Consider the following 22,528-nt stretch of genomic DNA (forward strand, 5'->3'; position numbering starts at 1 on the left):
CAGTTCCTAAAACTCATTATCTGCCATGAAAATCACGAAGCACTCGGGACACAAAGTTCCTTTCGACAAAGAAAAACTGAAGCTTTCTCTTAAAAAATCAGGAGCAGCTCCTGATGTTATAACAGAATCTATGGTCCAGATCGAAAAGCAGATGTATGATGGTATTACTACCAAAGAAATCTACAAGATGGCATTTGCAATTTTAAAAAAAACTGCAAACGGATATGCCGCCCGTTACAATATCAGACAGGCTTTGCAGATGCTCGGTCCTGCGGGTTTCTATTTTGAGAAATTCATAGCAAGATTATATGCCGCAGAAGGGTTTAAAGCCAAGATAAATCTAACGCTTCAGGGTAAATGCGTCTCGCATGAAGTAGACGTTGCTATTATGAAAGATGATGTGATAACGATGATCGAATGCAAGTTTCACGGAAGCAAAGATGGGGCTTCAGATGTAAAAGTACCCATGTATATTCTTTCCCGGTTTAATGATTTAAGAGAAAAACGGCATATTATTTTTTCTAATAATGAAACTTTCACATCCTGTATCATAGTAACCAACAATCGTTTTACCAAAGATGCGCAGGATTTTGCCAACTGTAGTGGAATCTCTCTTTTAAGTTGGGACTATCCGCCAGATAAAAATCTCAAAAACAAAATTGATAGGGGAGCGCTTTATCCTATTACCTGTCTGACAACACTATCAATGGTCGAAAAAGAAAAATTACTTTTCCTCGATCAGATACTGGTAAAAGATCTTCTTGACGATCAGGAAGGACTAAAAAAAATTGGACTGAGTCCAAACCGAATCAAGAATATAGTACACGAAGCTTCACAAATTTGTAAACTTATCTAAGATGAAAGTAAAATTTATAGGAGGTGCAGGAACGGTTACAGGTTCAAAAACACTCATCGAAACTCAAAACAGCAGGATATTAATTGATTGCGGACTTTTTCAGGGCATAAAAGCATTGAGAGAACTCAACTGGGATCCGTTACCTGTTTTACCTTCCACAATAGATTTTGTGCTTCTTACACATGGTCATCTGGATCATTGCGGCTGGCTGCCCCGATTAGTAGCACAGGGTTTTAAAGGCAAAATATACTGTACAGCTCCAACCAAAGCGATAGCCAGATTAGTGCTTTTAGACAGTGCCAAAATTCAGGAAGAAGAAGCCGAAAGAGCCAACAAAGAAGAATATTCTAAGCACGAACAGGCGGAACCGCTTTATACCGTAGAGCAGGCAGAAGCTGTTACTCCATTTTTTAAAATAATAACACCAAATACAACAGTAGAGATTGCAGAGGATATCACTGCCGTTTTTCAAAATGCAGGACATATTATCGGAGCGTGCAGTATTACTGTAAATGCCGAAGGTAAAACGTTAGTATTTTCGGGTGATATTGGACGTGATGATGATGTATTGATGTTTCCGCCAACCAAACCCGTAAAGGCCGATTATGTTTTTCTGGAAAGTACCTACGGAAACAAACTGCATGCAGAGTTGGATGTAAAGAAAGAACTGGAAATACTTATCAATACAGCCATAGCCAAAAAAGAGACGGTAATCATACCTGGTTTTGCTGTAGAGCGGGTACAATCGGTGATGTTTTTATTGTGGAAGCTCAAAAAAGAAGGCAGAATTCCCGACGTTCCCTATATTCTTGATACTCCGATGGGGGCAAATGCGCTGCATGTATTTCTAGAAAATCTGCAATGGCATAAACTATCCGTCGAGGATTGCCACGAGATGTCTAAAATGTTCACGATAGTTTCAAAGTACGAAGAAACCATGCGGATTATAGAAAACCCTCAGCCTAAAGTGGTTCTCGCGGCTAGTGGTATGGCAACAGGAGGAAGAGTATTGTCGTATTTTGAACATTATATAAGTCTCGAAAAAACCACAGTGATTTTTGTGGGGTATCAGGCAGAAGGTACCCGGGGAAGAAAATTGCTTGAGGGTGCCAAAGAAATCAAAATATATGGAAACTATTATTCCGTAAGAGCAAAAATCTTTCAGATCGAAGGGCTCTCGGCACACGGAGATCAAAAAGACCTTTTAAACTGGTTGTCTGCTCTCGAAAACACTCCAAAATGCGTCTTTCTGGTGCACGGTGAAAATCTGCCTGCCGACGAACTACGTGTTAAAATCCAGAAGCAGTACCACTTTAAATGTACCGTTCCGTTAATGGGGAATGAAATGGAGATTTAGGATAGGTTTGTAACTCCTTCAAAAAAAGCTAGGGCCTATTGGTAAATATTATTTTATTCAGATCTATAGTATCAGGCTGTCCTACATTCATTTCGTAGGATACTTCTATTTCATGTTCAGACAGAAATTCTATAGTTTTAGCACATCCGTGAGCGCATGATTCGACCTTAATTGGGAAGTATAATTTTTTATTCTTATCATATCCAATGAGGTTATGACGAAAGTAAGGAACAATTTTAAAAGCTGCATTTTCAATGGCTCCATCGTCATTTCCTCTTCCGTTAAATTGAAATAAATCCTCCGAATAATAAGTACTTTTCACAACAGCCGGATAAGATGATTTTCCATCTTCAGTATAATTGTCTTCGTACCATTTTTGTTCAAAATTCTTATAAAAGTTAATATCCTTTTCTTCTTCTGATGGACTATAAATCCATTTACTCTTATTTGCGAAACGATATAGCTCATTTTTGATTACTATATCACGATCTAATTCACTATTTTCTAAAAATTCCCCATCAACCGCATTATCAGATCTTAGAGTAGGTTCTCCTTCATATTTTAAGGTATAATATTTAAGAGTATTTAAGTTCAACATTATAAAACTCAAATACAAGCCATGATCTCCATTACCTAAAGGAGACTCCATTAAAGCAAATAGAAAATAATCTGCATTTTTTACTTTTTTTCTTAAAAAGAGTTGTCTGTCTATAGTAACGTGACTATAATCACTTATTAATAAGGTGTCACTTTGAATTAATTGTTGTGGTTTATTTTTTTTATACTTTGAAACTAGCAGTATGTTTTTAGCTCCAGCAAGTAAAAAAATATCATCATCACTAACTTCACTTCCGGAAATTTTTACTATTTCGTTATCCTTGGCAGTATTAAAGGAAAATAAAGTTGTAGTGTTTCCTCCTTTAATAACATCGTCCTTAGTATTGGATTGTAGATTCTTTTGGTTACTATTGTTATCAGAACTCTTATCCTCTTTTTTACAAGAATAAAAAACGACAAAAGACAAAAGAATTAAAGTCAGTTTGCTTTTAATGGTATTCAATTAATTTTAAGTTTTAGTTTATTGGCAAGATAAAATTTATTTTGTCATTTTAATTTATAAGTTAATTTTTTTTCTAACAGATTTGGGGTATTTAAAAACTATTATTTTAAGTTTTCTCTAAAGCGTTTAGAATTCGCTAGCTTTACTTAAAAACAGATTGCGATAAGTGAATTAATAATGGACTGAAAGTAAGTTTACTATAAAATTAAGTATTGAAAGAATTAAAAAATGAAAGAACAACTTACTGAAATCATAAGTCAGGTTTATGATAAAAGCAATAGAAATGGATTTACATTTTTAACAGGTGCAGGAATTTCTGCCGAAAGTGGAATACCAACTTACAGAGGAGCAGACGGGATATGGGTAAAAGGAACTCAATTTCATAAACCGGAAGAGTTTGGAACTTTTAAATACTTCAGGGAAAATCCTGAAGAGGTTTGGCAGTATGCACTGTTTAGAAAAAAGATGTTTGAAAATGCTCAGACCAATGAGAGCCATCATGAAATAGTAAAAATTGAAAGTCTTTTACAAGACAGATTTCATTTGATCACACAAAATATAGACAACCTGCACAGACGTGCCGGTACAGAAAGAATCTATGAAATACATGGAAAAACCAGAGAAATCAAATGCTCGAACGGCTGTAAAGAAATAGAAAAATTACCTATAGAAGTCAAAGGAAAAGAGATAGATGAGGATTTGACAAAAGAAGACGTAGAATTGCTTAAATGCAAAAAATGCGGCAGCTGGATGAGACCCAATATTTTGTGGTTTGATGAGTACTACGACGAAAAAACAAACAAAAAATTTAGTTCCTTAAAAATCGCCAAGAATTCTGGTATTCTCTTTATTATTGGAACATCCGGAGCAACAAATTTGCCAATGGCTATTGCCGAAACTACTTTGAAGTACGGAGGAACTATAGTTGATATTAATACCGAAGACAATTTATTCACAGAACTTATTAAAGAAAAGAAGAATAAAATTATCATTCGGGAAACTTCTACCACAACCTTAAAAACGATACGTGAGGTACTGCAAAATATAGCCGGGAAATAGATTATTTTAACACAAAAATTAAGATGTAAAATTGGAAAACTCCTAAAAAATGAGCAACCTAATCTTAGTTTTAGCGCAGTGCATGTTTTGTACGATTCCTTTTTTAACTTATCTTCGCTGTCAACTCATTTAAAAATATAATTTGTGAAAAATAATCAGGAAGTCGTAGAAGAGAATCAGCTTAAACGTGGGCTGACCAACCGTCACATTCAATTAATTGCTTTAGGAGGATCAATAGGAACCGGTCTTTTTCTCGGTATTGGCCCGGCGGCTGTATTAGCAGGACCATCTGTTATTTTAGGATATGCAGTTGCCGGTATTATTGCTTTTTTTATTATGAGACAATTGGGTGAAATGGTTGTCGAAGAGCCTGTCTCAGGAAGCTTTAGTCACTTTGCTTATAAATATTGTGGTTCTTTTGCGGGTTTTGCATCTGGTTGGAATTATTGGATTTTATACATTTTGGTGAGTATGGCCGAACTTACTGCCATCGGGGTTTATGTACAGTTTTGGTGGCCCGAAATTCCGCTATGGGCATCCAGTTTGTTTTTCTTCCTGGTTATAAATGCTTTAAATTTCGCTTCGGTTAAAGTGTACGGAGAAACCGAATTTTGGTTTTCAATCATAAAAGTGGTTGCCATTATTGCCATGATCCTTTTTGGTACTTACCTGCTGATAAGCGGTACAGGAGGGGAGCAGGCTACCATACATAATTTATACAACGACGGAGGTTTTTTTCCAAAAGGTTTCTTTGAAAAAACAGCATCGGGTAGTTTTCAGGGCTTGTTATCTGCAATGGCGCTGATTATGTTTTCTTTTGGTGGTTTAGAGTTAATTGGAATTACCGCTGCTGAGGCAGAGAATCCCGAGAAAAACATTCCAAAAGCTACCAATCAGGTAATCTATAGAATCCTTATTTTTTATGTAGGTGCATTGGTTATTTTATTTGCTTTGTCTCCGTGGCGACAAATAACGACAGACAGTAGTCCGTTTGTAATGGTTTTTCAAAATCTAAACGGAATGGAGTTTGAGTTGTTTGGCACCAAAATATACTTTACCCGTCTGATTGCCAATGTGCTTAATCTAATTGTTTTAACCGCAGCTTTATCGGTATATAATAGTAGTGTATACAGTAACTCACGCATGTTATACGGTTTAGCAGATCAGGGTAATGCGCCTCAATTTTTAAAGAAGTTAAATAATAAATCGGTGCCTATTAATGCGATTTTAATTTCTTCCTGTTTTGCAGCGATCTGTATTTTAATCAATAAAGTAATTCCCGAACAAGCTTTTAGCATTTTAATGTCTTTAGTGGTGTCTTCTTTAATTATCAACTGGGGAATGATTTCGTATACACATTTAAGATTCAGACGTACGAAAGAGCAGGAAAGTACTAAAACGATGTTTCCATCTATATTTTATCCGGTAAGTAATTACATCTGTCTGGTATTTTTATTGGGAATTTTATCCATCATGTGGATGACCGATATGAAATTGTCCGTAGAATTAATTCCGATTTGGCTGGGTATTCTTTTTATTTTTTACAAAGTTTATAAAACAAAAAAGTAAGTAACTTTTAGCAGATTATTCTGTTATGATCCATTACGTATAATTATTTTTAAACACATAGAAACACAGACTCTGATTTTTCGAAAGACGTTTCGCTTAGTTAAAAAGCATAGGATTTACTATGTTTATTTATACAAATGAAATGCCTTACCACGGTAACAAAATTATGTTTCTATGTGTTTATATAAAAACTTTCTAAGCAGCTTCCAAATACAACATGATGAACAACATATTTTCGAACAACAATCAAATTGGAGTAGTAGCTACTTTCTCTGAATTGGTACAGACCCATTTCAAGGGAGAAAGGAACGCACTGTGCTGGTACAGAAATTTGGACGGTGATTTTAACGAAATTGTAGCTAAATTATCCTTAGAAGAAAATATCACAGTAGTTTATCCCGAAGATCTAATCGCACTCCAACTCACCGAAAAGGGGAGTATAGCCAGAGAAGTTATCTTAAACGATTTACAACTATTAACTGATTTTGGAGCTTCGCCCTCACTTAATTTACTAAAGTGTTACGAACGTGATGACGAATTTGATTTCATCTCGACAGATGTGTATTCGTTTCATGTAGATCGTTCGCCCATTGCAACCGATACTTTTTTATGTACCTACCACGGAGCAGCAAGTGATATTGTTTCTAATTCGCAGGCAGAACAAAAAATCCTAATTCCGGAAATCCGTGAAAAATTACAAGAGCTGCACGATGGACCACCGGAAGAATTCGAAAGTTTTCTAGAAGAAAATTATTTCGATTTGCATTATCAGTTACATCCCAATGCAGCACCAGTTAATTTAGGCTTGGGTCATCTTTGGCGTCTGGCTGTAGACCATCCCAAACAACAAGTACTGCCATGTATTCACAGAGCACCCATAGAAAACGATGGAGAGTATCGATTGTTGTTGATTTGTTGATGGAATATTTATGATTTAGTATCAATTTTAACTACAAAAGCAATAAATTATAGATTCAGAAAAAAGATATGAATAAGTTAATAGGTTGGTTTCAAGGTGTTACAGAAAGAGGAAATGCAAAGAAAATATCTGATATCCATTTTAAAGATGAGAATTTTAAAAAAATGATATCTGATCTAAAAATTGATTCGTTATTGAAAGTAACTGAACTCAATTGCGAGGGGTATAACTTTATTTGTATAGATGAAATCAAGTATTTTCCTAATCTGGAAGTGCTAACTATAGATTCATTTGATTTACAAGAGCTGAACGTGACTTTTAACCCTAAGTTAAAAAAGATTGATATTAAAAACAGTGAGCATCTTACAAAAATTGATTTTTCAAAAAATACCTCTCTTGAAATTTTAAAACTAGAGAATCTATTTTTAGAAAATTTAAGTTTAAGAGCAAATACAAACCTGAGAAAAATAGTTTTTGATGGTTTAAGTGATATCGATGAGATAGATTTAACGCATAATATGAATCTTGAGGAATTATATATTTCCCATATGCTGAATTTTAATGCCAGCCTGAATGAAAAAAATAAAAGACTAAAAAAAATATATTGTTCATATGGTGGATCATGCAGCTGGAGCGAAAATGGACTTCCTGAATTAGAAGATCTTACTTTAGAAAATGCTGAGATTAGTTCAATAGATGTTACAAGGCTTTATAAATTGAAGAAATTAGATTTAACTTGGAATCAGATCTCTGAAATTAATCTTTTTAACAACATACTACTAGAAGAATTACGCATTGGAGATAATGCATTCTCCAACATAAATCTTGAAAAAAATATAAATTTAAAATATCTTCATCTGGGTGGAGATTCTAACAGGTGGTCATATGAAAAGATCAATCATGATTTTTTAGATCTCACTAATAACACCAAATTGATTGAATTATTTATTAATTCAATGGGCTTGTCGAATCTGGATCTATCTCAAAATTTATTTCTTAAAAAACTTTATATTAATGAAAATCCACTAAAATCTATTGATTTGTCAAAAAATGATTTGCTTAATAATTTGAGTTTGCTAAATACAATGTTGGAAGATATCAATCTTTCAGAAAATCATAAATTAGAAGAGGTTCAACTACAAAACAACAAATTAAGTTCTATTCAGTTTCCTCTTGAAATGAAAATAAAAAAAATGAGTTTGTCAAAGGATATGTTGGATAATGTCACTATAGAAAAACTTTTAGCTGAGGGTTTTGTTTTTGAAAAAGATTGATATCCTTGGATCTCCAAAGTGTTCAATTGAAAAGCAGCACAAATCTTTTTGCTTCAGCACTTCAATAATAACTTTACATTAATACACAAAGCTTGGCTATGTGAAAGAAAGGTATTCCTTTTTGTACTCTTTTTTACGCATAGAATCTATGTTTCTATTTGTTTAAATAAAATATTTTGAAATTATCACACTGTGCAAAAGCCTCCTACTTTGTGCATTTTTGTGTACTTATGTGTTATTAAATTTTATAAATGTCTCCTGACTTTAAATGTTCCTTCTTACTTTATTTTAGTAAATGAATTCTTAATACTGATGTAAGGTAATTTTAAATATGCCATAACTTTGGCCTTAAGATTAAATCGTTTTTTTGACATAAAAATTTTTTTATGGAAAAGAACAAGGATTTAGGCAGAAGAAGGTTTCTTAGAAATTCTTTATTGGTTGCCGGAGGAGTTTTCATCGCCCCATTGATTGAAAGCTGCAGTAATGATGATAAACCAGACCATGATGATGCTCCGGATGGAATGAAAAACGAAGGTTTTGAAACCGGAGTTGCCAGTTTTGACCCAACTGAAACCGGAGTGATTATCTGGACAAGATATTCAGCAGGCTCTGATGCCGAAATTAATTGGGAAATAAGTAAGAATGCTGCGTTTACCGAAATAACCAGAAAAGGACAGGCGGCAGCATCATCTACAAATGATTTTACAATAGCGGTAGATGTTCAGAATATTCCATCGAATACAAAATATTTTTACAGATTTTTTAATGCCAAAACCAAACAAGTAACCGTTATTGGAGAAACTCGCACATTACCTTCAAAAACAGACAGTGTAAATGATGTAAAAATGGCTGTTGTTTCCTGTTCTAATTTTCCGGCGGGACTTTTCAATGTATACGGAGCGATTGCTTCTTCAGAGGCCGATGTAGTGGTGCATCTGGGAGATTATATTTACGAATACGCGCCGGGACAGTACGGAACAAATCCGTTTACCAATCCTCTGGGCAGAGAACACAAACCAGCCAGAGAGATTACAAGTCTTAGCGATTACAGAGAACGCTACAGACAATATAGAGGAGATAAAAACCTGCAGCTGCTGCATCAGAAAAAGCCTTTTATATGCGTTTGGGACGACCATGAATTTGCCAACGATACTTATAAATCCGGTGCCGAAAACCATCAGCCTTCCGAAGGAGATTTTCAGGTGAGAAAAATGGCTGCTTTCCAGGCTTATAGCGAGTATATTCCGCTTAAAACAGGAAAAGACTTTAGAATTTACAGAAGCTTTAATTTCGGTACTATTCTTTCCCTTTATATGATGGATACCAGAGTGATTGCCAGAGATAAGCAGCTGAGTTACGGTGATTATATCGATAATAGCGGAAATTTTGACCAGACTAAATTCAAAACCGATCTGTTAAGTACCAACAGAAAACTAATTGGAAGCGAACAAATGACATGGCTTGGATCGCAGATCAATGCAGATACCGCTAAATGGAAAGTACTGGGCCAGCAAATCCTGATGACCAAAATGCTGATTCCTGCTGAGCTGTTGATGCTTTTGAATCAAATTTTAGGAGAAGTCTCTAAACTAGGAAGCGCAACACCCGCGACTATGAAGGCGCTTACAACAACAATCTCTCAGCTTGTGGTTATTAAAATGAGACATAAACAAGGAGATCCTTCGTTAACGGCACAGGAAATTGCGAGAGTTACCACGACTTTACCTTATAACCTGGATGCCTGGGACGGCTATTTTGCCGAAAGAGAACAATTGTATGCAATGCTTTCCGGAAAAAATGTAGTGGTTTTGGCCGGAGATACTCACAATGCATGGATGGGTAAACTTACAGATATGCAGGGGAAACGCATAGGAACCGAAATAGCGTGCAGTTCGGTGTCATCTCCGGGATTAGAATCGTATTTCGGAATTACTTCAGACCCTACAAAAGCGATAGAACTGGCACAAGCCTTTACCGTGCTGATAGATGATTTAGAGTATGCCAATTTGTACAAACGAGGATACACCTATCTTAAATTTACAGCATCCGGTTCTGAAGCCGAATGGCGATTTGTAGACAGTGTAACCACTGAAACCACCAATACGGTTACAGAAAAAAAATATACTATAGCATAGGAATTTTATTCGACAGAATTCCTTATGAAAAGTTGCGCAAATGTCTCTGACTTTGCGCAACTTTTTGCGCTTATAAATTATTACAGTTTACAAAACTCTTCATTCCCAGTAGAGTCCCTAATGAAAAGCTGCGCAAATGTCTCTGACTTTGCGCTTTTTTTTGCGCTTATAAATTATTACAGTTTATAAAACTCTTCGTTCCCGGTAGAGTCCCTCATGAAAAGCTGCGTAAATGTCTCTGACTTTGCGCAATTTTATTAGTTCTTATAAATCAGAATCGTTTCAAGAGTCTCAGACTCTTTTTCATCAGTTAATAGATATTTAAAAATAAGTTAAATCTTATATTTTTGTAAAAAAGATTTAAAAATGAAAGAGGGATGCATAATTAGAGATCAAATATTGCCACATTTTATAACTTCAACAGTTGTAGACTGGGTAGATATTTTTACACGTCAGGTATATAGAGATATTGTCATTGAGAGTTTAGAATACTGCATTGAGAATAAAGGAATGATTTTATATGGTTACATTATTATGAGTAATCATATACATTTAATTATTCAATCTAAACATGGAAAATTATCAGATTTAATAAGAGATTTTAAAAAATTTACTGCGAAAAGTATACTTGAAAAAATTCAAAATACCCCTGAAAGCAGGAGAGAATGGATGTTAGAACGTTTTAAATTAGCAACCCACAGTCATTCAAGAAATAAAGAATACCAATTCTGGCAGTATGGAAATCATGCAGAAGAAATTTACAGTAATGAGTTTATGTGGTCAAAATTAGACTATATACATTTAAATCCTGTAAAGGCCGGAATTGTTGCAAAAGCATCAGATTATATTTATTCAAGTGCAAGTAATTATGTTTATGATTCAGGGCTCCTAAAAGTTGAAAAAGCTAATAATCCAGTAATGAATGTTTTAGACCATAAATCGTTTGTTCATTATAATAAATATTAAGTTTTTGGTTAAAAGTCAGAGACTTATAGCAGGTTTTGTTCTTTCATGAAGACTTGAGTAGGTAGCGCAAAGTCGGAGACATTTGCGCAGCTTTAGAAAAGAACACTGCGGAGAGGTGGAGAGCTGTGTGTTATTCTTGAGGATAAAATTACTTCGTTGCATACCGAAAGCGCTACAGAGCGTTATCAAACACTTATGGAACAACAGCCCAGTTTAGTACAGCGTATTAATCTGGGGTATATTGCCTTTTTTTGCGTGTAACACAGGAAACTTTGAGCAGAGTTTCTTGTTTTTTTAGTCTTTTCGCCAAGCTAAAAAAAAATGTAAATCTTTTATAACTTATTTAATGGAATTGAAAATACAAGCCTGTATAAAGATCTTACTTTTTTTCCTTCTTCTTCAGCCGGATTCCATTTACCTAATAGCTTTAATACCCTTATCAGCTCTTTTCCCGAACCATATTTAGCGTCACTACGTATTTTTATATAATTTAAACTTCCGTCTTTTTCAACTATAAATGTGGCATAAATTTCAGAATCTGCGCTTTTTTTTAATTCTGTTGGCACTACATAATTCTTTGTCAAAAATAAATACATATTATCTGTACCTTCAGAGTAGCTGGGAACAACTTTAGTAGATTGGACCGCATAAACATAGTCAGGTTCGCCCGGTTCAAAAACCCTGGTATCTTCGTAACCATAATAATCTTCATAATCTTCGTAAAGAGCGAACTGTTTATGGAGATAATTATATACTAGGTAATGATACTTTTTATTTTTTTTCAAAAGGATCATAGTAAACATTTGTCTTATTTTTTTTGAATATAAAATAGTTGCATTATCAAGCTTTAACAAAGGATTACTGTTAATAAATTCAGAAGCAATTTCTTTAATTCCTGTTTTACTTGTTTCCTGCCATTTCAAATAATACAGGTTACGTACCTGATTCCTTAGGTTGATAGAGTCTATCAAAGCAGAATATTTTACTTTACGTAAATCATTTTTAATTTTTCCATCACTTTTAATGAGTTTTGTACCCGTGGAGTCGCTATAAATAAAAAATAATCCTTTATCCTGATTTGGATTTGAGTCCCCTGTACATTCGCCTGATTTTTCAATTCTTTCCAAAAAGAAACGAATGTGATTATTGTCATTTTGAGTATACTTTCCGTAGGTTCTGGTAAAACAATCGTTACCGCATGGAGCAGAATAACCACTCATAAATGTATTGTTAGCATTTAGTATCAAATGATTTCCGGTGCTATTCTTATTGCTTTTAGAAAGATAATATTCTGAGTCATCATCCTGTTCTATAAGGTTGTCAATATGCCATCTGCCAGATAGCGTAACTTTCTGGTTTGAATTCTTAGAATTTTTATTTTCTGAGAATAAATTTTGAGAGTTACAGTTAACTATTGTGCCTAAAATTAAACAAAAGATATAAATGGATTTTTTCAAAGTGTTATTTTTTTTAATGATATACTTTGCAGAGCGGGGTGATATTGATTGGTTAGCAGTAGTTTTAATTATAATACTCTGATATTTTAATAATTGTGCTTTTTTCTTTTAGAAAGATCTCTATACCTTCAGAGATTAAATTATCTTCTGGATCATCATCTTTAAATTCAAAGAAAAATGATGAATCACTATTGTCAATTCTTTTAAACTGACCTTCAATAAGCTTTTTACAATAATTATTAAATTTAAATTTACATGCTACATCATTGATTTTTCTTATTAAGGCACTGTCTGATTCCTTTTTAGTGTAAATAGCTGTTTTAATTTCTATCGAACTGACAAAATGGTCACAGCCACCTTTATATACAGTTAAAGTATCACCATTAAATACCAGTGTTGCTCTATTATTTTTTGAATCCCAAACATATTTTTTGATTTCAAGTTCGCTTAGCCATTCTTCTGTTATTTTTTTGTAATTGTCATCAAATACACAATCTGAATTGTTTTCTAATAGAGCATCATCTACTTTAATAACCGAATCGGATTTAGTTTTTTTTGATTGTAATGTTTTCTGTTTATGTTTTTTTTCTGAACAAGAAAGCGTTGTAATTACTATTAATAAATAATAGAATGTTTTTTTCATAAAATTACTCTTAACGCGGATATATTTGTAACGATGTCCGACTTATTTACTTTAAATTAGTTTGGTTGGTCTGATGAATGTCAATGTTTTTTGTTTTCAAAAATAGCACTTTTCTTTCATAAATCTTCACGAGTGGGAGAGTTGAGTAAGTAGAACGCAAAGTCAGAGACATTTGTCGGCGTGGGATAAACAGTGTACTGATACAAGAGCAATATACCATAAAACTATTGGTACTGCAGAAAGAAGAGGTAGTATTGAGAGAACGATTATGGAGTAACTAAATTAAGATCTTTACCCGGTAGCTTTAAGGTGCGCTTTGCAGAGCAGGGGATGTGATAAAAAAAAGTTAAAAACGTTCTTTATTTTAAAGTGGCACAGTTCGTGCTTGGAAAGAAAACAATGAATAATCTGAATGCTTAATCGGTATTCTAAAAAATTAAAATAATGAAAAGATTTAAATGTATTTATGTTTTTGTAGCGGTATTATTATCAACAATTACATATGGTCAGGAAAGTTTAAAAATGTTTGTAAAAGAAAGTAAAGTGTCCTGTATGGGTGTTGGCCCTATGGAATGTCTGCAGGTAAAGTATGACAAGGACAAAGAATGGCAGCTATTTTACGACCATATTGAAGGTTTTAATTTTGAAAAAGGAAATCGATATGAGATCTTGGTAACAAGAACCAAAAGACAAGAGCCTATTCCTGCCGATGCTTCTGCATACCAGTACAAACTGAAAAGCATTGTTTCGAAAACTCCTGTAAATGCCGAAAAAGGAATTTACAATACCAAAATGATCTTGACCCAGTTAAACGAAAAAAAGATAACTAACGGGAAAGCATTTATTACGATTAATGACGAATCTGGTACAATAAACGGTAACAACGGATGTAATATCTTCAATGTAAAGTACACAAAGCTTTCTGCAAAAAATCAAATTAAGACCGATGCTCCTTTTGGAACTTTAATGGCTTGTGAAGGTGAAGGCATGAAATTAGAACAAGACTTTAGCGCTGCAATAACAAAGAAAAAGTTCAAAATTGTAAAGAAAAACAATAAAGTACAGTTCAGAAATGGGAAGAACAAAGTGGTGATGGAATTTTCTATACCAACTCAAAATCAACTGTGGAGTTTTATTGCAAAAAACAATTGGAAACTAATCGCACTTGAAAATGTTGGACAGGATTACGGAAAGGCTTCTATTAAGTTTAATCCGGCAGAAAAGAAGGTGAGCGGAAGTACAGGCTGCAACAATTTCTTTGGAACTTATGAAACTACCGGTGATCGTATTTCTTTTGATAAGGTAGCGTCTACAAGAATGGCATGCATTGGTGAAGAAGGAAACAAAACAGAGCAAAAAATGCTGTATTATTTAAACAATAAAGACTTACGTTTTGATGTAGCCGATCAAACGCTTAATTTTTATCTTAACGATAGATTGGTCATGATGTTTGGCATTACAAGATAAATTCAGTTTTATAAGTCATCTTAAAATAGGGGATGATTTCTTAAAAATAATTGCAAAACCAGTGAAGTTAATTCACTGGTTTTTTTATTATAGATAATTGGTTTTAAAGTCTGAGACTTTATGGTTCATGTGTTTTAAACTAGACGTTTACAAGTTGGCGCAAACTCAGAGACATTTACACAGTGTCTGTGAGGTATACTTTGCGGAGCGGGAGATGGTCGTATAAACACCCAAGACAACTGTCCGTTCACCTTTAACCCTGACCAGAAAGATTTGGATGGAGATGGTGTAGGTGATGTATGCGACAATTGTATTGCAATAGCAAATGGTCTGGCAGAAAAAGACGTTCCTGGTGTTGGCAATCAAACAGACACGGATAAAGATGGTGTAGGTGATGCCTGCGATAATTGCGTAAAAACACCTAACTTTGATCAGATAAATTCTGATGAAGATTCTTTTGGTGATGTTTGTGATAATTGCAGAACAAAAACCAACCCGTTACAAGAAGATGTCAATAAAAATGGAATTGGAGATGCCCGTGAAGGTTTAGACCAGGGAGAAGGAGATGGATCAGTAGTAACAAGTCCGTTGACCTCTTACCGTTTTGTTGGAGATAAAACCTATGAGTTCTCGAACCATTTAGGAAACGTTCTTTCGGTAATTACAGACCGTCCTTTGTTCGCACAAAACGGGCAAAACTATAGTTTCAATCCGGATGTTCTGAGCTTCTCAGATTACTATCCTTTTGGAATGTTAGTCCCGAATTAGACACGGGTCTAGTGATAGCTACAGATACGGTTTTCAAGGACAGGAGAAAGACGATGAGTTAAAAGGTGAAGGAAACTCCTTAAATTATACCTTTAGGATGCATGACCCGAGGGTGGGTAGGTTTTTTACAATTGACCCACTTACTCATAAATATCCATTTTATAGTCCATATCATTTTAGTTCAAACTCGCCTATAATGTCAGTAGAATTAGAAGGATTAGAGACAAGTACTTTGGTAAATGAAAAACAAAAGGCTATAAAAGAACATGGTGCTGTTAAAACTTGGTTAGGATTAAGGATTTTAGATTTTATTGAAGGATTCATAAATGTTGGAAGATTAACACAAGGAAAACCTATTTTGAAATATCCAATATTGCAAGCTAGTTCTGAAGAAAATCTTGGAGCAGTGAAATCTGTATACAATACAACATTCGAAGTAATGTCAGTTTGGCAAACTGCGAAATATGGAATTGGCGGTGAAAACGATGAGATTTAATTTAGTAATCCTTTTAAATCTTTTAAAAAGCCTAGAGCCCTTCAATCTATTACGGAAATTAGAACTAATTTAGCTAAAAGTTTTTTTAGCTAGTTTGGCGTAAGTAATATTGAAAAACATTTAGAAGCAGTAAATTTTGAAAAGCCAGTTTATACACAAATTTTAGAAGCTGGTTCAAAATTATTTAGGTATTCAAAAAAAGGTGCTACTGAACCAAAACATTATTTCTTTACTGAAGAATTTACATTACCTGGTGCACTTGGAAAATTAGATGCTATGAATAACCCACAAAATTATATTATTGAGGAATATACCTTAACCAAGCCTATCAAAGTACTAAATAGTACAACTGATTTAGCTGGAAAAGCAGGCGGTAAACAAGTATTTAGCACAGAAATTGAAAAAAATAGTACTGTTAAAGCCGCAAGTAATTGGGGTGATTTAATATCTAACTAATTATGAACACAATAGATAAATACTATTTTTTTTTGTAAAAGGCAATTACAAATATAGAATTCGATAAAAAATATTATTTTGAAAAACAAAATGATTTATTATTTTGTACTATTAAGACAGAAATCGGATTGTTTCCACATTTTAGAAATAAGAATGTCCAAATTGATAAAGATAAATTAACTATTGTTACTGGATTAATTGACAATAAAACTAATAAAATGGAGATTCCTAAAATTTCATTTTTAGAAAAAAAAACATTCCTTATTGATTTTATTAATAATGAACAAGATAATTATTTAAAAGAAAAATTAAATAAAGAGTTACAAATTTTCAATGAGAGTTCAGATTTTTTAAATTCATTTATTGAAGTAATACAAAATGAAGACAAAAGAAAAGCATATGCTTTTCACATGTCATTAGGTAATTTTTTAAGTATAAAAATTAAGGAAATAACTGAATCTATGGGCATCCATGAAGGCTCTTATGTGGTTTGGTAATTCCCTGCTCTGCAAAGTGTTCTAAATGAATTGCTAAATTTGTTGTATGCGCTGTGCGAACGTCACCCCGCTCTCCAAAGAGTTCTAGTGAATAAATAAATTTGTCCCGTGTGCTGTGCGAATGTCTCCGACTTCGCACGCTGCTGATATTGATCGGGTAGCAGAATCGGCTTTAGTGCTAAAAAACATTAAAAATCCTGGAAGTTACTCAAGATTAAGTAATAATGATGCTTGGAATGGTTTAATTCAAAAATATTCTAGTATTTTAGACGAAAAAGTGAAATGGCTAAAAGTGAATAATGAATGGTTTGAAAGGTATAATACTCCTTGGTTACAGAAGATTATTAGTAGAGGAGATAGAATTAAAGTAATTTCTGAAGAAATACCTAGAAATTTAATTAATAGAGATGCTACTCCTACACATTTTGCTAGAGAATTAGATTTTTTAAGAAAAAACGGATACTCTCCTGGTAGTGATTGGATTGATGGAGGTGTTTATCGGTATAAATCAAAATAATTTTTATGTTTTTAGAAAAATTAGAAAAGGAATTGAATAAGTATAGTTGGAGATACAAATTTACTATTAATGAACATAATCCATTTTATGACATAATTTTTCCAAATGTCATAATTACATTTTATAGAAATTTACAATATAGAAGTGTTGAATGTACGTTTGAAGTTATAAATCACAAGGAATATAAATCTAATTTGGAAACATTATTAAAGGCTAATAAAGTTGATACTTCTAATTTATACTATGAATATAGTTCTGTAGAAGAAGAAAGCTATATAAAGCAGTACGTACAAATAATATTTCAAAAATTGTTACATATCATAAATGGTAATTATGAGAATTTTGAAATGATTAACAAGTTCAATAATGATTTTAATTTAATCGTTAAAACTTTAGGAACAAGTATGATTTTTGATACAGAAATTTATAGAAAGTTAGAGAGGGGAGATGAGTCTTGGAGGGAAGATCTAATAAATATGAACCCTTCGGACAATTAGTACCCGCTCTACGAAGAGTTCTTCATTAAAGAGCAAATTTGTCGTGTATGCTGTGCGAACGTCTCGGACTTCGCACCCGCAACGATGAGTTATAAAGAGCGTTGAGGAAAAAAGGAAATTAACCAGTTGGAGCAGATTCTAAGGTTTATCTGCCAGATGGAACTAGTCAATCAGCAACACATATTTGGATTAGAAATAATGGAACAGGAACATTTCATGGGTATCCAAGACTTGATGCGGGGGAATAAGAAAATAATTAAATAAAAAAAACGATGATAATTCAAATAAGTAATCCAACAGTACTAAAAAATTACGATGAAGATGATGAAACAATCGCAGGAGCATTAAAATCTATATTTCCACATGACACAGAAATGGCATTTTTAAAATGGAATTATATATATATTCCTTTGTCATATAAGTATGACATCTCAATAATTGCAGTTGATTTTATTAATTTGTATGAATTCTTACATGATAGTACGAAAGAACATTTAGTTATAAATTGGCCATCTTCTACTTTTGTTAGTAAATGGGAAATTTTTAAGGACGGGCATAATTTAAAAATAGTTTCTAAGTGGAAAGAAGTATTAGGAGAAGTTTCTGATCTTTTAAATAGCGATAATATATTATTAATAAAAACAAACGAATTATATTTAGAGTTAGAAAAAATATTACTGTTTTTAAAAAAAGCTTTAGAGATTAATGGATATAACAATAATAATCTTTCGGACTTTTATTTATTTGAGAAGATAAATTTAAGTCTATGAGGGGTAATGCCAGCCTGCTACAGACGCTAAAGTATCAATTATCTCACAAGAAGGTGCTAGTAATGGAACTAATCCTCTTGGATTAGTAAGTGATGGACAACCAAAACATGAGCTAAATTTAGAAGAACTTCCTGAATAGTTATTAATACTTACCGTAATGAATTATGAAAAATACAATGATTTTTTTATTTTTTTATTGTCCTTCTATTGTCCTAGCATGTTCATGCATAGGAAAAAGCATGATAAATTCAGAGATTAAGAAAACTGATGTTTTATTTTTAGGAAAAGTACTGTCAAAAAAAATATTCTCAATGAAAATTGAATATCTCCCAGAAGAATTTTATCCTAAAAAAATTGAGTATAAAGTTTTGGTAACGAAGAAATATAAAGGAAATATAATAACTGATACATTAAAAATTGTTACTGGAATAGGTAGCGGAGATTGTGGTTTTAATTTTTTAATAGACCATAGCTATATAATTTACGGGATGTATTCTGAGAAACGACTTGAAAGTAGAGAAAAAGTTAATGAATTTATCGAAACTGACATTTGTACCAGAACAAGACTTTATGAATGTTTAGAAGAAAAAAAAATAGTACGATATTTAAGAAGACATCCTAGTAGATAAGATTTAGTTACATACTTATACTTAAAGCTCGAGCGATCAATGCTGTCTCGTCTTGAAAAAAGGTTACATACTTACACTTAAATCCTAAAATAGACTTGCATTCCCATTTTATTACTGCTATCCCTTTACAATTGTCGGGCTTTTTACATAATAATTTGTTAATCTATACTTTTACTTTACCAAAAACGTTCTAAATTGTGTCATAATTTGTAGTAGAGCTAATGAAATGTTTTACGATATCTTAGTGAAGAAAAAAACAAAATAAAGTATTAAACCGTAAAAAAAAGCAACATGTTAAAAGAAATTGAAAGTTTAATTCCGCATAGGAATCCTTTTTTATTTGTAGATAAAATAGTGTCATTTTCAAATGAAACCATTGTTGGTATTAAGACATTTGATGAAAGGGATCTTTGGTTAAAAGGAAGCGTTCCTATGTCTGAGTATATACCTGGAACAATATTGATAGAATCAATGGCGCAATGTGGTGGTGCAGGAGTTAAACTTTTAGGAATTACAAATGGAATTTTTGGACTTGTCAGTATTGAAGATGCTGAATTTTTTGCAACTGCAAAGTTTACAGATGATATTAAATTTGTAATACAAAATATTCGTCTAAGTGAAAAGATAATTAAGCAGTCCGGAATTGCTTATGTAGGAGATAAAGAGATCATTAAAGCAACCTGGATGTGTGTAAAATTGCAATAATGCAATTCATCAAAGCACCCCAGCTTTCCGAAGTACTCAACTGAAAAACAGCGAAAATGTCTCTGACTTTGCGCTTTTTTTATGCTTATTGAATTATTAAAGTCCGTAAAAGTCTCCCGACTTTTTATATTTATTTCTTAATATTACTTTGATTCTTTCTTGTCTAGAAATTAGACGTTTGCAAGTTGGCGCAAAGTCAGAGACGTTTGCGCATCACTTGTGAGGTACACTTTGCAGAGCGGGGGTTTTAATAAACTCTTACCACTATCTCAGTTATTCCCAGTCTTTTTATTCAATTACAATAATTTCAGGGTTAATCAAATTAATTCTATATTTTAAATTACTTGACGAATAGGCATGAATTTCATTGTTATTAAATTCGATTTTATAAAATGGATTCGAATCTGTAAAAAAAAGAGCCCATAAAAAATCATTAGACTTATCTGTGCAAGCTAAAAATCCTTCATTTCCCATTCCTCCTTCACCTCCAAAAATAATATATTCATTATTAATCTCTAATCTATTTGAAAAAACTTCAAAAGTTGTCCAAATATCCGAATTAAACTTTTCTAAACTCTCTATAGTAGTTTCGCAAAGAGGCGTTGAATAATGTGAAACATTATTTGCACCACTCACATTGTAACAATTTAAAATTATAATTTCATCATTATTTTTTTGCAAAGAATTTATTCCAACTAACTCTTCATTTAACCAATGCTCCAATATTTTTATGTTTTTCATATTTTTAACTTTTAATGACTCTCAGCTCTCTGAAGTGCGCAACTGAAAAGCTGCGCATTCTATGATATTATTTGTTTTTTATCATAGAATGCGCAGCGCTTGTGTGGTAGACTTCGCAGAGCGGGGAGCTTGCACCAATTCAAAAGAATCTAATCTTCGATTATTTCATACTTTATCTCTGTCAAATTATTGACATGCTTTAGTATTTCTCTTAGATGTTTGGCTTTTTCTTCTTTTTCTTTGTTTTTACCTTTTGTAAGAGATATTTTTATAAGTATTGGGCAATTTTTATAATTCTCTTCTTGCCACCAATCATCATATTCAAGATAATTATCTATAACTGAAATGGTTTCGGCTATTTCTCCAAATCGATAACCAAAATTACCCCCAGATGTGGGGGATAATTTTATATTTAGTTTTTCAGAAATTATAACTGCTATTTTCTCTTTGTTATCCTCTACATAACCAAAAGTTATATAATATGATTTTATCATTATTAGTTACATTTTTATGGTTAAACTTTTAGTACTACTTGGATTTCTAGTAGAAGGCTTACCACAAAAAATTGAAATCAGTTTTATTAGTAAGTAACTTTCGTACTATTGTAATTTATATCCTTACAACTAAAATAAATCGGACCAACATCTTCTGCAAGAAATTGAATTAATGTGTATCCCTGTTCTATTTCATATAAAATATTAACATCTCTCTGACATTCTATTTCTGGAATAATTAATACTTTACTAGTAGTGTCTGATTTCCAACTATCAAGACATTGTACAAAATAAATATCCTCAATTATTATTTCAATCTCATGAAAATAGCTAAAATCGGTACTACCAATTATTTTTGCATTTTTATTTTTCAATTCAATCAGTTCAAAATCAAACCATGGCTTGGTATTAATAATTTCATTAATTTTCTCTTTTATACTTTTCATATTATTTACATTTTACTTTTAGACCTGCAGGAATTTGTATGTGTGTATCAGCTGCTGCATGTGCATTATAAAGTGAATTAGCATTTCCTAGTTTATCAGTTGGTTTTAAAGTTTTTTCATAATGCCAATTACCAGAAGAGTCTAAATATTGAGTACCCATTCCCTGACCACTAGCGTCAACACCAGGTTTTTTCATTCCAACACGTAATATACTTCCCATTTTCCCATGTACCGGATCCGTTAAATTTAGAAAACCAAACCCATTAATATAGTGGGTTTGGTTTTCTAAATATGTTTTTTTAGGATGAGATAATAAAAGATTATAGTATATCCATAGAAAGAATACTTTTTTAAATGGGAGTTCTGTAAAATATTTCTGTTTCTTTGTTTGGAAAAACTTTTCGATATGGATCACCAATTTCTATCGGAGACCATATACCGTATTCCCATTTTATATTATTTTTTAAAATCTCTTTTATAAGATTTTCATTTGTTATATAATCAAAAGATTCTTTGTTCGTAAAAGTTAATTCTAATGTATGATAATCGTCACAAAGTATTTCATCTAAATCATCATAACGATCAATTACTTTCACTTTAAATTTCTCCGTATCAAATTTTGAAACAAATCTCCCTTTCTCATTTTTAACAGATAAAAATACATTAAAAGCTTTTTCTATTTTTAGAATTAATTCTTCAAACGAAATATTTTCCAATAGAACTATACTTATTTTTTTTGTCTTCATA

At 32.6% G+C, this 22,528-nt stretch carries 26 protein-coding genes; 18 read left to right on the forward strand and 8 right to left on the reverse strand.

Annotated features, from left to right (window positions below; translation table 11 throughout):
- The first annotated feature begins 25 nt into the window (after positions 1-25).
- Complete coding sequence (locus LNQ34_RS19205) at positions 26-856, forward strand: restriction endonuclease (RefSeq protein ID WP_230000903.1); 831 nt, start codon at positions 26-28, stop codon at positions 854-856.
- A gap of 1 nt (position 857) precedes the next feature.
- The gene (locus LNQ34_RS19210; protein ID WP_230000904.1) at positions 858-2,213 is read left to right on the forward strand and encodes an MBL fold metallo-hydrolase; all 1,356 of its coding nucleotides are present in this window, start codon (positions 858-860) and stop codon (positions 2,211-2,213) included.
- 28 nt (positions 2,214-2,241) lie between these two features.
- Here LNQ34_RS19210 and LNQ34_RS19215 read toward each other — a convergent pair whose 3' ends face one another.
- Entirely contained in the window at positions 2,242-3,273 is a 1,032-nt protein-coding gene (locus tag LNQ34_RS19215) for a hypothetical protein (RefSeq protein ID WP_230000905.1), read from the reverse strand.
- A 228-nt stretch (positions 3,274-3,501) separates the two neighbouring features.
- Here LNQ34_RS19215 and LNQ34_RS19220 point away from each other — a divergent pair, with 228 nt between their 5' ends.
- The 6 genes from LNQ34_RS19220 (at position 3,502) to LNQ34_RS19245 (ending at position 11,198) form a co-directional block, all read left to right on the forward strand.
- Positions 3,502-4,332 (forward strand): SIR2 family NAD-dependent protein deacylase, encoded by an 831-nt coding sequence (locus LNQ34_RS19220; RefSeq protein ID WP_230000906.1) that lies wholly within the window; start codon positions 3,502-3,504, stop codon positions 4,330-4,332.
- A gap of 144 nt (positions 4,333-4,476) precedes the next feature.
- Entirely contained in the window at positions 4,477-5,901 is a 1,425-nt protein-coding gene (locus LNQ34_RS19225) for an amino acid permease (protein WP_202703725.1), read from the forward strand.
- A 220-nt stretch (positions 5,902-6,121) separates the two neighbouring features.
- Positions 6,122-6,820, forward strand: coding sequence for a DUF1826 domain-containing protein (locus LNQ34_RS19230; RefSeq protein ID WP_230001327.1), 699 nt, complete (start codon positions 6,122-6,124; stop codon positions 6,818-6,820).
- Positions 6,821-6,888: 68 nt separating this feature from the next.
- Positions 6,889-8,094 (forward strand): leucine-rich repeat domain-containing protein, encoded by a 1,206-nt coding sequence (locus LNQ34_RS19235; protein WP_230000907.1) that lies wholly within the window; start codon positions 6,889-6,891, stop codon positions 8,092-8,094.
- 386 nt (positions 8,095-8,480) lie between these two features.
- Entirely contained in the window at positions 8,481-10,232 is a 1,752-nt protein-coding gene (locus tag LNQ34_RS19240; protein ID WP_230000908.1) for an alkaline phosphatase D family protein, read from the forward strand.
- Positions 10,233-10,598: 366 nt separating this feature from the next.
- Positions 10,599-11,198, forward strand: a complete 600-nt coding sequence (locus tag LNQ34_RS19245; RefSeq protein ID WP_230000909.1) for an REP-associated tyrosine transposase — start codon at positions 10,599-10,601, stop codon at positions 11,196-11,198.
- Positions 11,199-11,530: 332 nt separating this feature from the next.
- Here the strand turns inward: LNQ34_RS19245 and LNQ34_RS19250 are convergent, their stop codons facing one another.
- Positions 11,531-12,655 (reverse strand): hypothetical protein, encoded by a 1,125-nt coding sequence (locus tag LNQ34_RS19250; protein WP_230000910.1) that lies wholly within the window; start codon positions 12,653-12,655, stop codon positions 11,531-11,533.
- Between the two features lie 64 nt (positions 12,656-12,719).
- Positions 12,720-13,298, reverse strand: coding sequence for a hypothetical protein (locus LNQ34_RS19255; protein ID WP_202704447.1), 579 nt, complete (start codon positions 13,296-13,298; stop codon positions 12,720-12,722).
- Positions 13,299-13,742: 444 nt separating this feature from the next.
- Here LNQ34_RS19255 and LNQ34_RS19260 point away from each other — a divergent pair, with 444 nt between their 5' ends.
- The 10 genes from LNQ34_RS19260 to LNQ34_RS19305 all read left to right on the forward strand — a co-directional run bounded on the left by LNQ34_RS19260 (position 13,743) and on the right by LNQ34_RS19305 (position 20,100).
- Entirely contained in the window at positions 13,743-14,765 is a 1,023-nt protein-coding gene (locus tag LNQ34_RS19260; protein ID WP_230000911.1) for an META domain-containing protein, read from the forward strand.
- A gap of 195 nt (positions 14,766-14,960) precedes the next feature.
- Positions 14,961-15,533 (forward strand): thrombospondin type 3 repeat-containing protein, encoded by a 573-nt coding sequence (locus LNQ34_RS19265; protein ID WP_428979075.1) that lies wholly within the window; start codon positions 14,961-14,963, stop codon positions 15,531-15,533.
- Positions 15,529-16,029, forward strand: a complete 501-nt coding sequence (locus LNQ34_RS23480; protein ID WP_346432374.1) for an RHS repeat domain-containing protein — start codon at positions 15,529-15,531, stop codon at positions 16,027-16,029. Before LNQ34_RS19265 ends, LNQ34_RS23480 begins: the two co-directional genes overlap by 5 nt.
- 276 nt (positions 16,030-16,305) lie before the next feature.
- On the forward strand, positions 16,306-16,485 hold the full coding sequence (locus tag LNQ34_RS19275) for a hypothetical protein (protein WP_202704444.1): 180 nt from the start codon (positions 16,306-16,308) through the stop codon (positions 16,483-16,485).
- Between the two features lie 218 nt (positions 16,486-16,703).
- Positions 16,704-16,982: a hypothetical protein gene (locus tag LNQ34_RS19280; RefSeq protein ID WP_230000914.1), complete on the forward strand. Its 279-nt coding sequence runs from the start codon at positions 16,704-16,706 to the stop codon at positions 16,980-16,982.
- 121 nt (positions 16,983-17,103) lie between these two features.
- Positions 17,104-17,499, forward strand: a complete 396-nt coding sequence (locus tag LNQ34_RS19285) for a hypothetical protein (RefSeq protein WP_230000915.1) — start codon at positions 17,104-17,106, stop codon at positions 17,497-17,499.
- A gap of 5 nt (positions 17,500-17,504) precedes the next feature.
- The gene (locus LNQ34_RS19290) at positions 17,505-17,996 is read left to right on the forward strand and encodes a hypothetical protein (protein ID WP_230000916.1); all 492 of its coding nucleotides are present in this window, start codon (positions 17,505-17,507) and stop codon (positions 17,994-17,996) included.
- 272 nt (positions 17,997-18,268) lie between these two features.
- On the forward strand, positions 18,269-18,766 hold the full coding sequence (locus LNQ34_RS19295; protein WP_230000917.1) for a hypothetical protein: 498 nt from the start codon (positions 18,269-18,271) through the stop codon (positions 18,764-18,766).
- Between the two features lie 164 nt (positions 18,767-18,930).
- Positions 18,931-19,395 carry a hypothetical protein gene (locus tag LNQ34_RS19300; protein ID WP_230000918.1) on the forward strand — a complete coding sequence of 155 codons (465 nt, stop codon included), beginning with the start codon at positions 18,931-18,933 and terminating at the stop codon, positions 19,393-19,395.
- Between the two features lie 291 nt (positions 19,396-19,686).
- Positions 19,687-20,100: a 3-hydroxyacyl-ACP dehydratase FabZ family protein gene (locus LNQ34_RS19305; RefSeq protein ID WP_070908121.1), complete on the forward strand. Its 414-nt coding sequence runs from the start codon at positions 19,687-19,689 to the stop codon at positions 20,098-20,100.
- A 288-nt stretch (positions 20,101-20,388) separates the two neighbouring features.
- Here LNQ34_RS19305 and LNQ34_RS19310 read toward each other — a convergent pair whose 3' ends face one another.
- The 5 genes from LNQ34_RS19310 to LNQ34_RS19330 form a co-directional block, all read right to left on the reverse strand.
- Positions 20,389-20,841 carry a hypothetical protein gene (locus LNQ34_RS19310; protein WP_230000919.1) on the reverse strand — a complete coding sequence of 151 codons (453 nt, stop codon included), beginning with the start codon at positions 20,839-20,841 and terminating at the stop codon, positions 20,389-20,391.
- A gap of 149 nt (positions 20,842-20,990) precedes the next feature.
- The gene (locus tag LNQ34_RS19315; protein ID WP_230000920.1) at positions 20,991-21,335 is read right to left on the reverse strand and encodes a hypothetical protein; all 345 of its coding nucleotides are present in this window, start codon (positions 21,333-21,335) and stop codon (positions 20,991-20,993) included.
- Between the two features lie 86 nt (positions 21,336-21,421).
- Positions 21,422-21,781, reverse strand: coding sequence for a hypothetical protein (locus LNQ34_RS19320; RefSeq protein ID WP_230000921.1), 360 nt, complete (start codon positions 21,779-21,781; stop codon positions 21,422-21,424).
- Between the two features lies 1 nt (position 21,782).
- A complete protein-coding gene (locus LNQ34_RS19325; RefSeq protein ID WP_230000922.1) occupies positions 21,783-22,001 on the reverse strand; it encodes a hypothetical protein in 219 nt (72 codons plus the stop codon).
- 130 nt (positions 22,002-22,131) lie between these two features.
- Positions 22,132-22,527: a hypothetical protein gene (locus tag LNQ34_RS19330; protein ID WP_230000923.1), complete on the reverse strand. Its 396-nt coding sequence runs from the start codon at positions 22,525-22,527 to the stop codon at positions 22,132-22,134.
- Between the last annotated feature and the right edge of the window lies 1 nt (position 22,528).

Origin of the sequence: Flavobacterium lipolyticum (genome assembly GCF_020905335.1) — a bacterium.
GTDB classification, from domain to species: Bacteria; Bacteroidota; Bacteroidia; order Flavobacteriales; family Flavobacteriaceae; genus Flavobacterium; species Flavobacterium lipolyticum.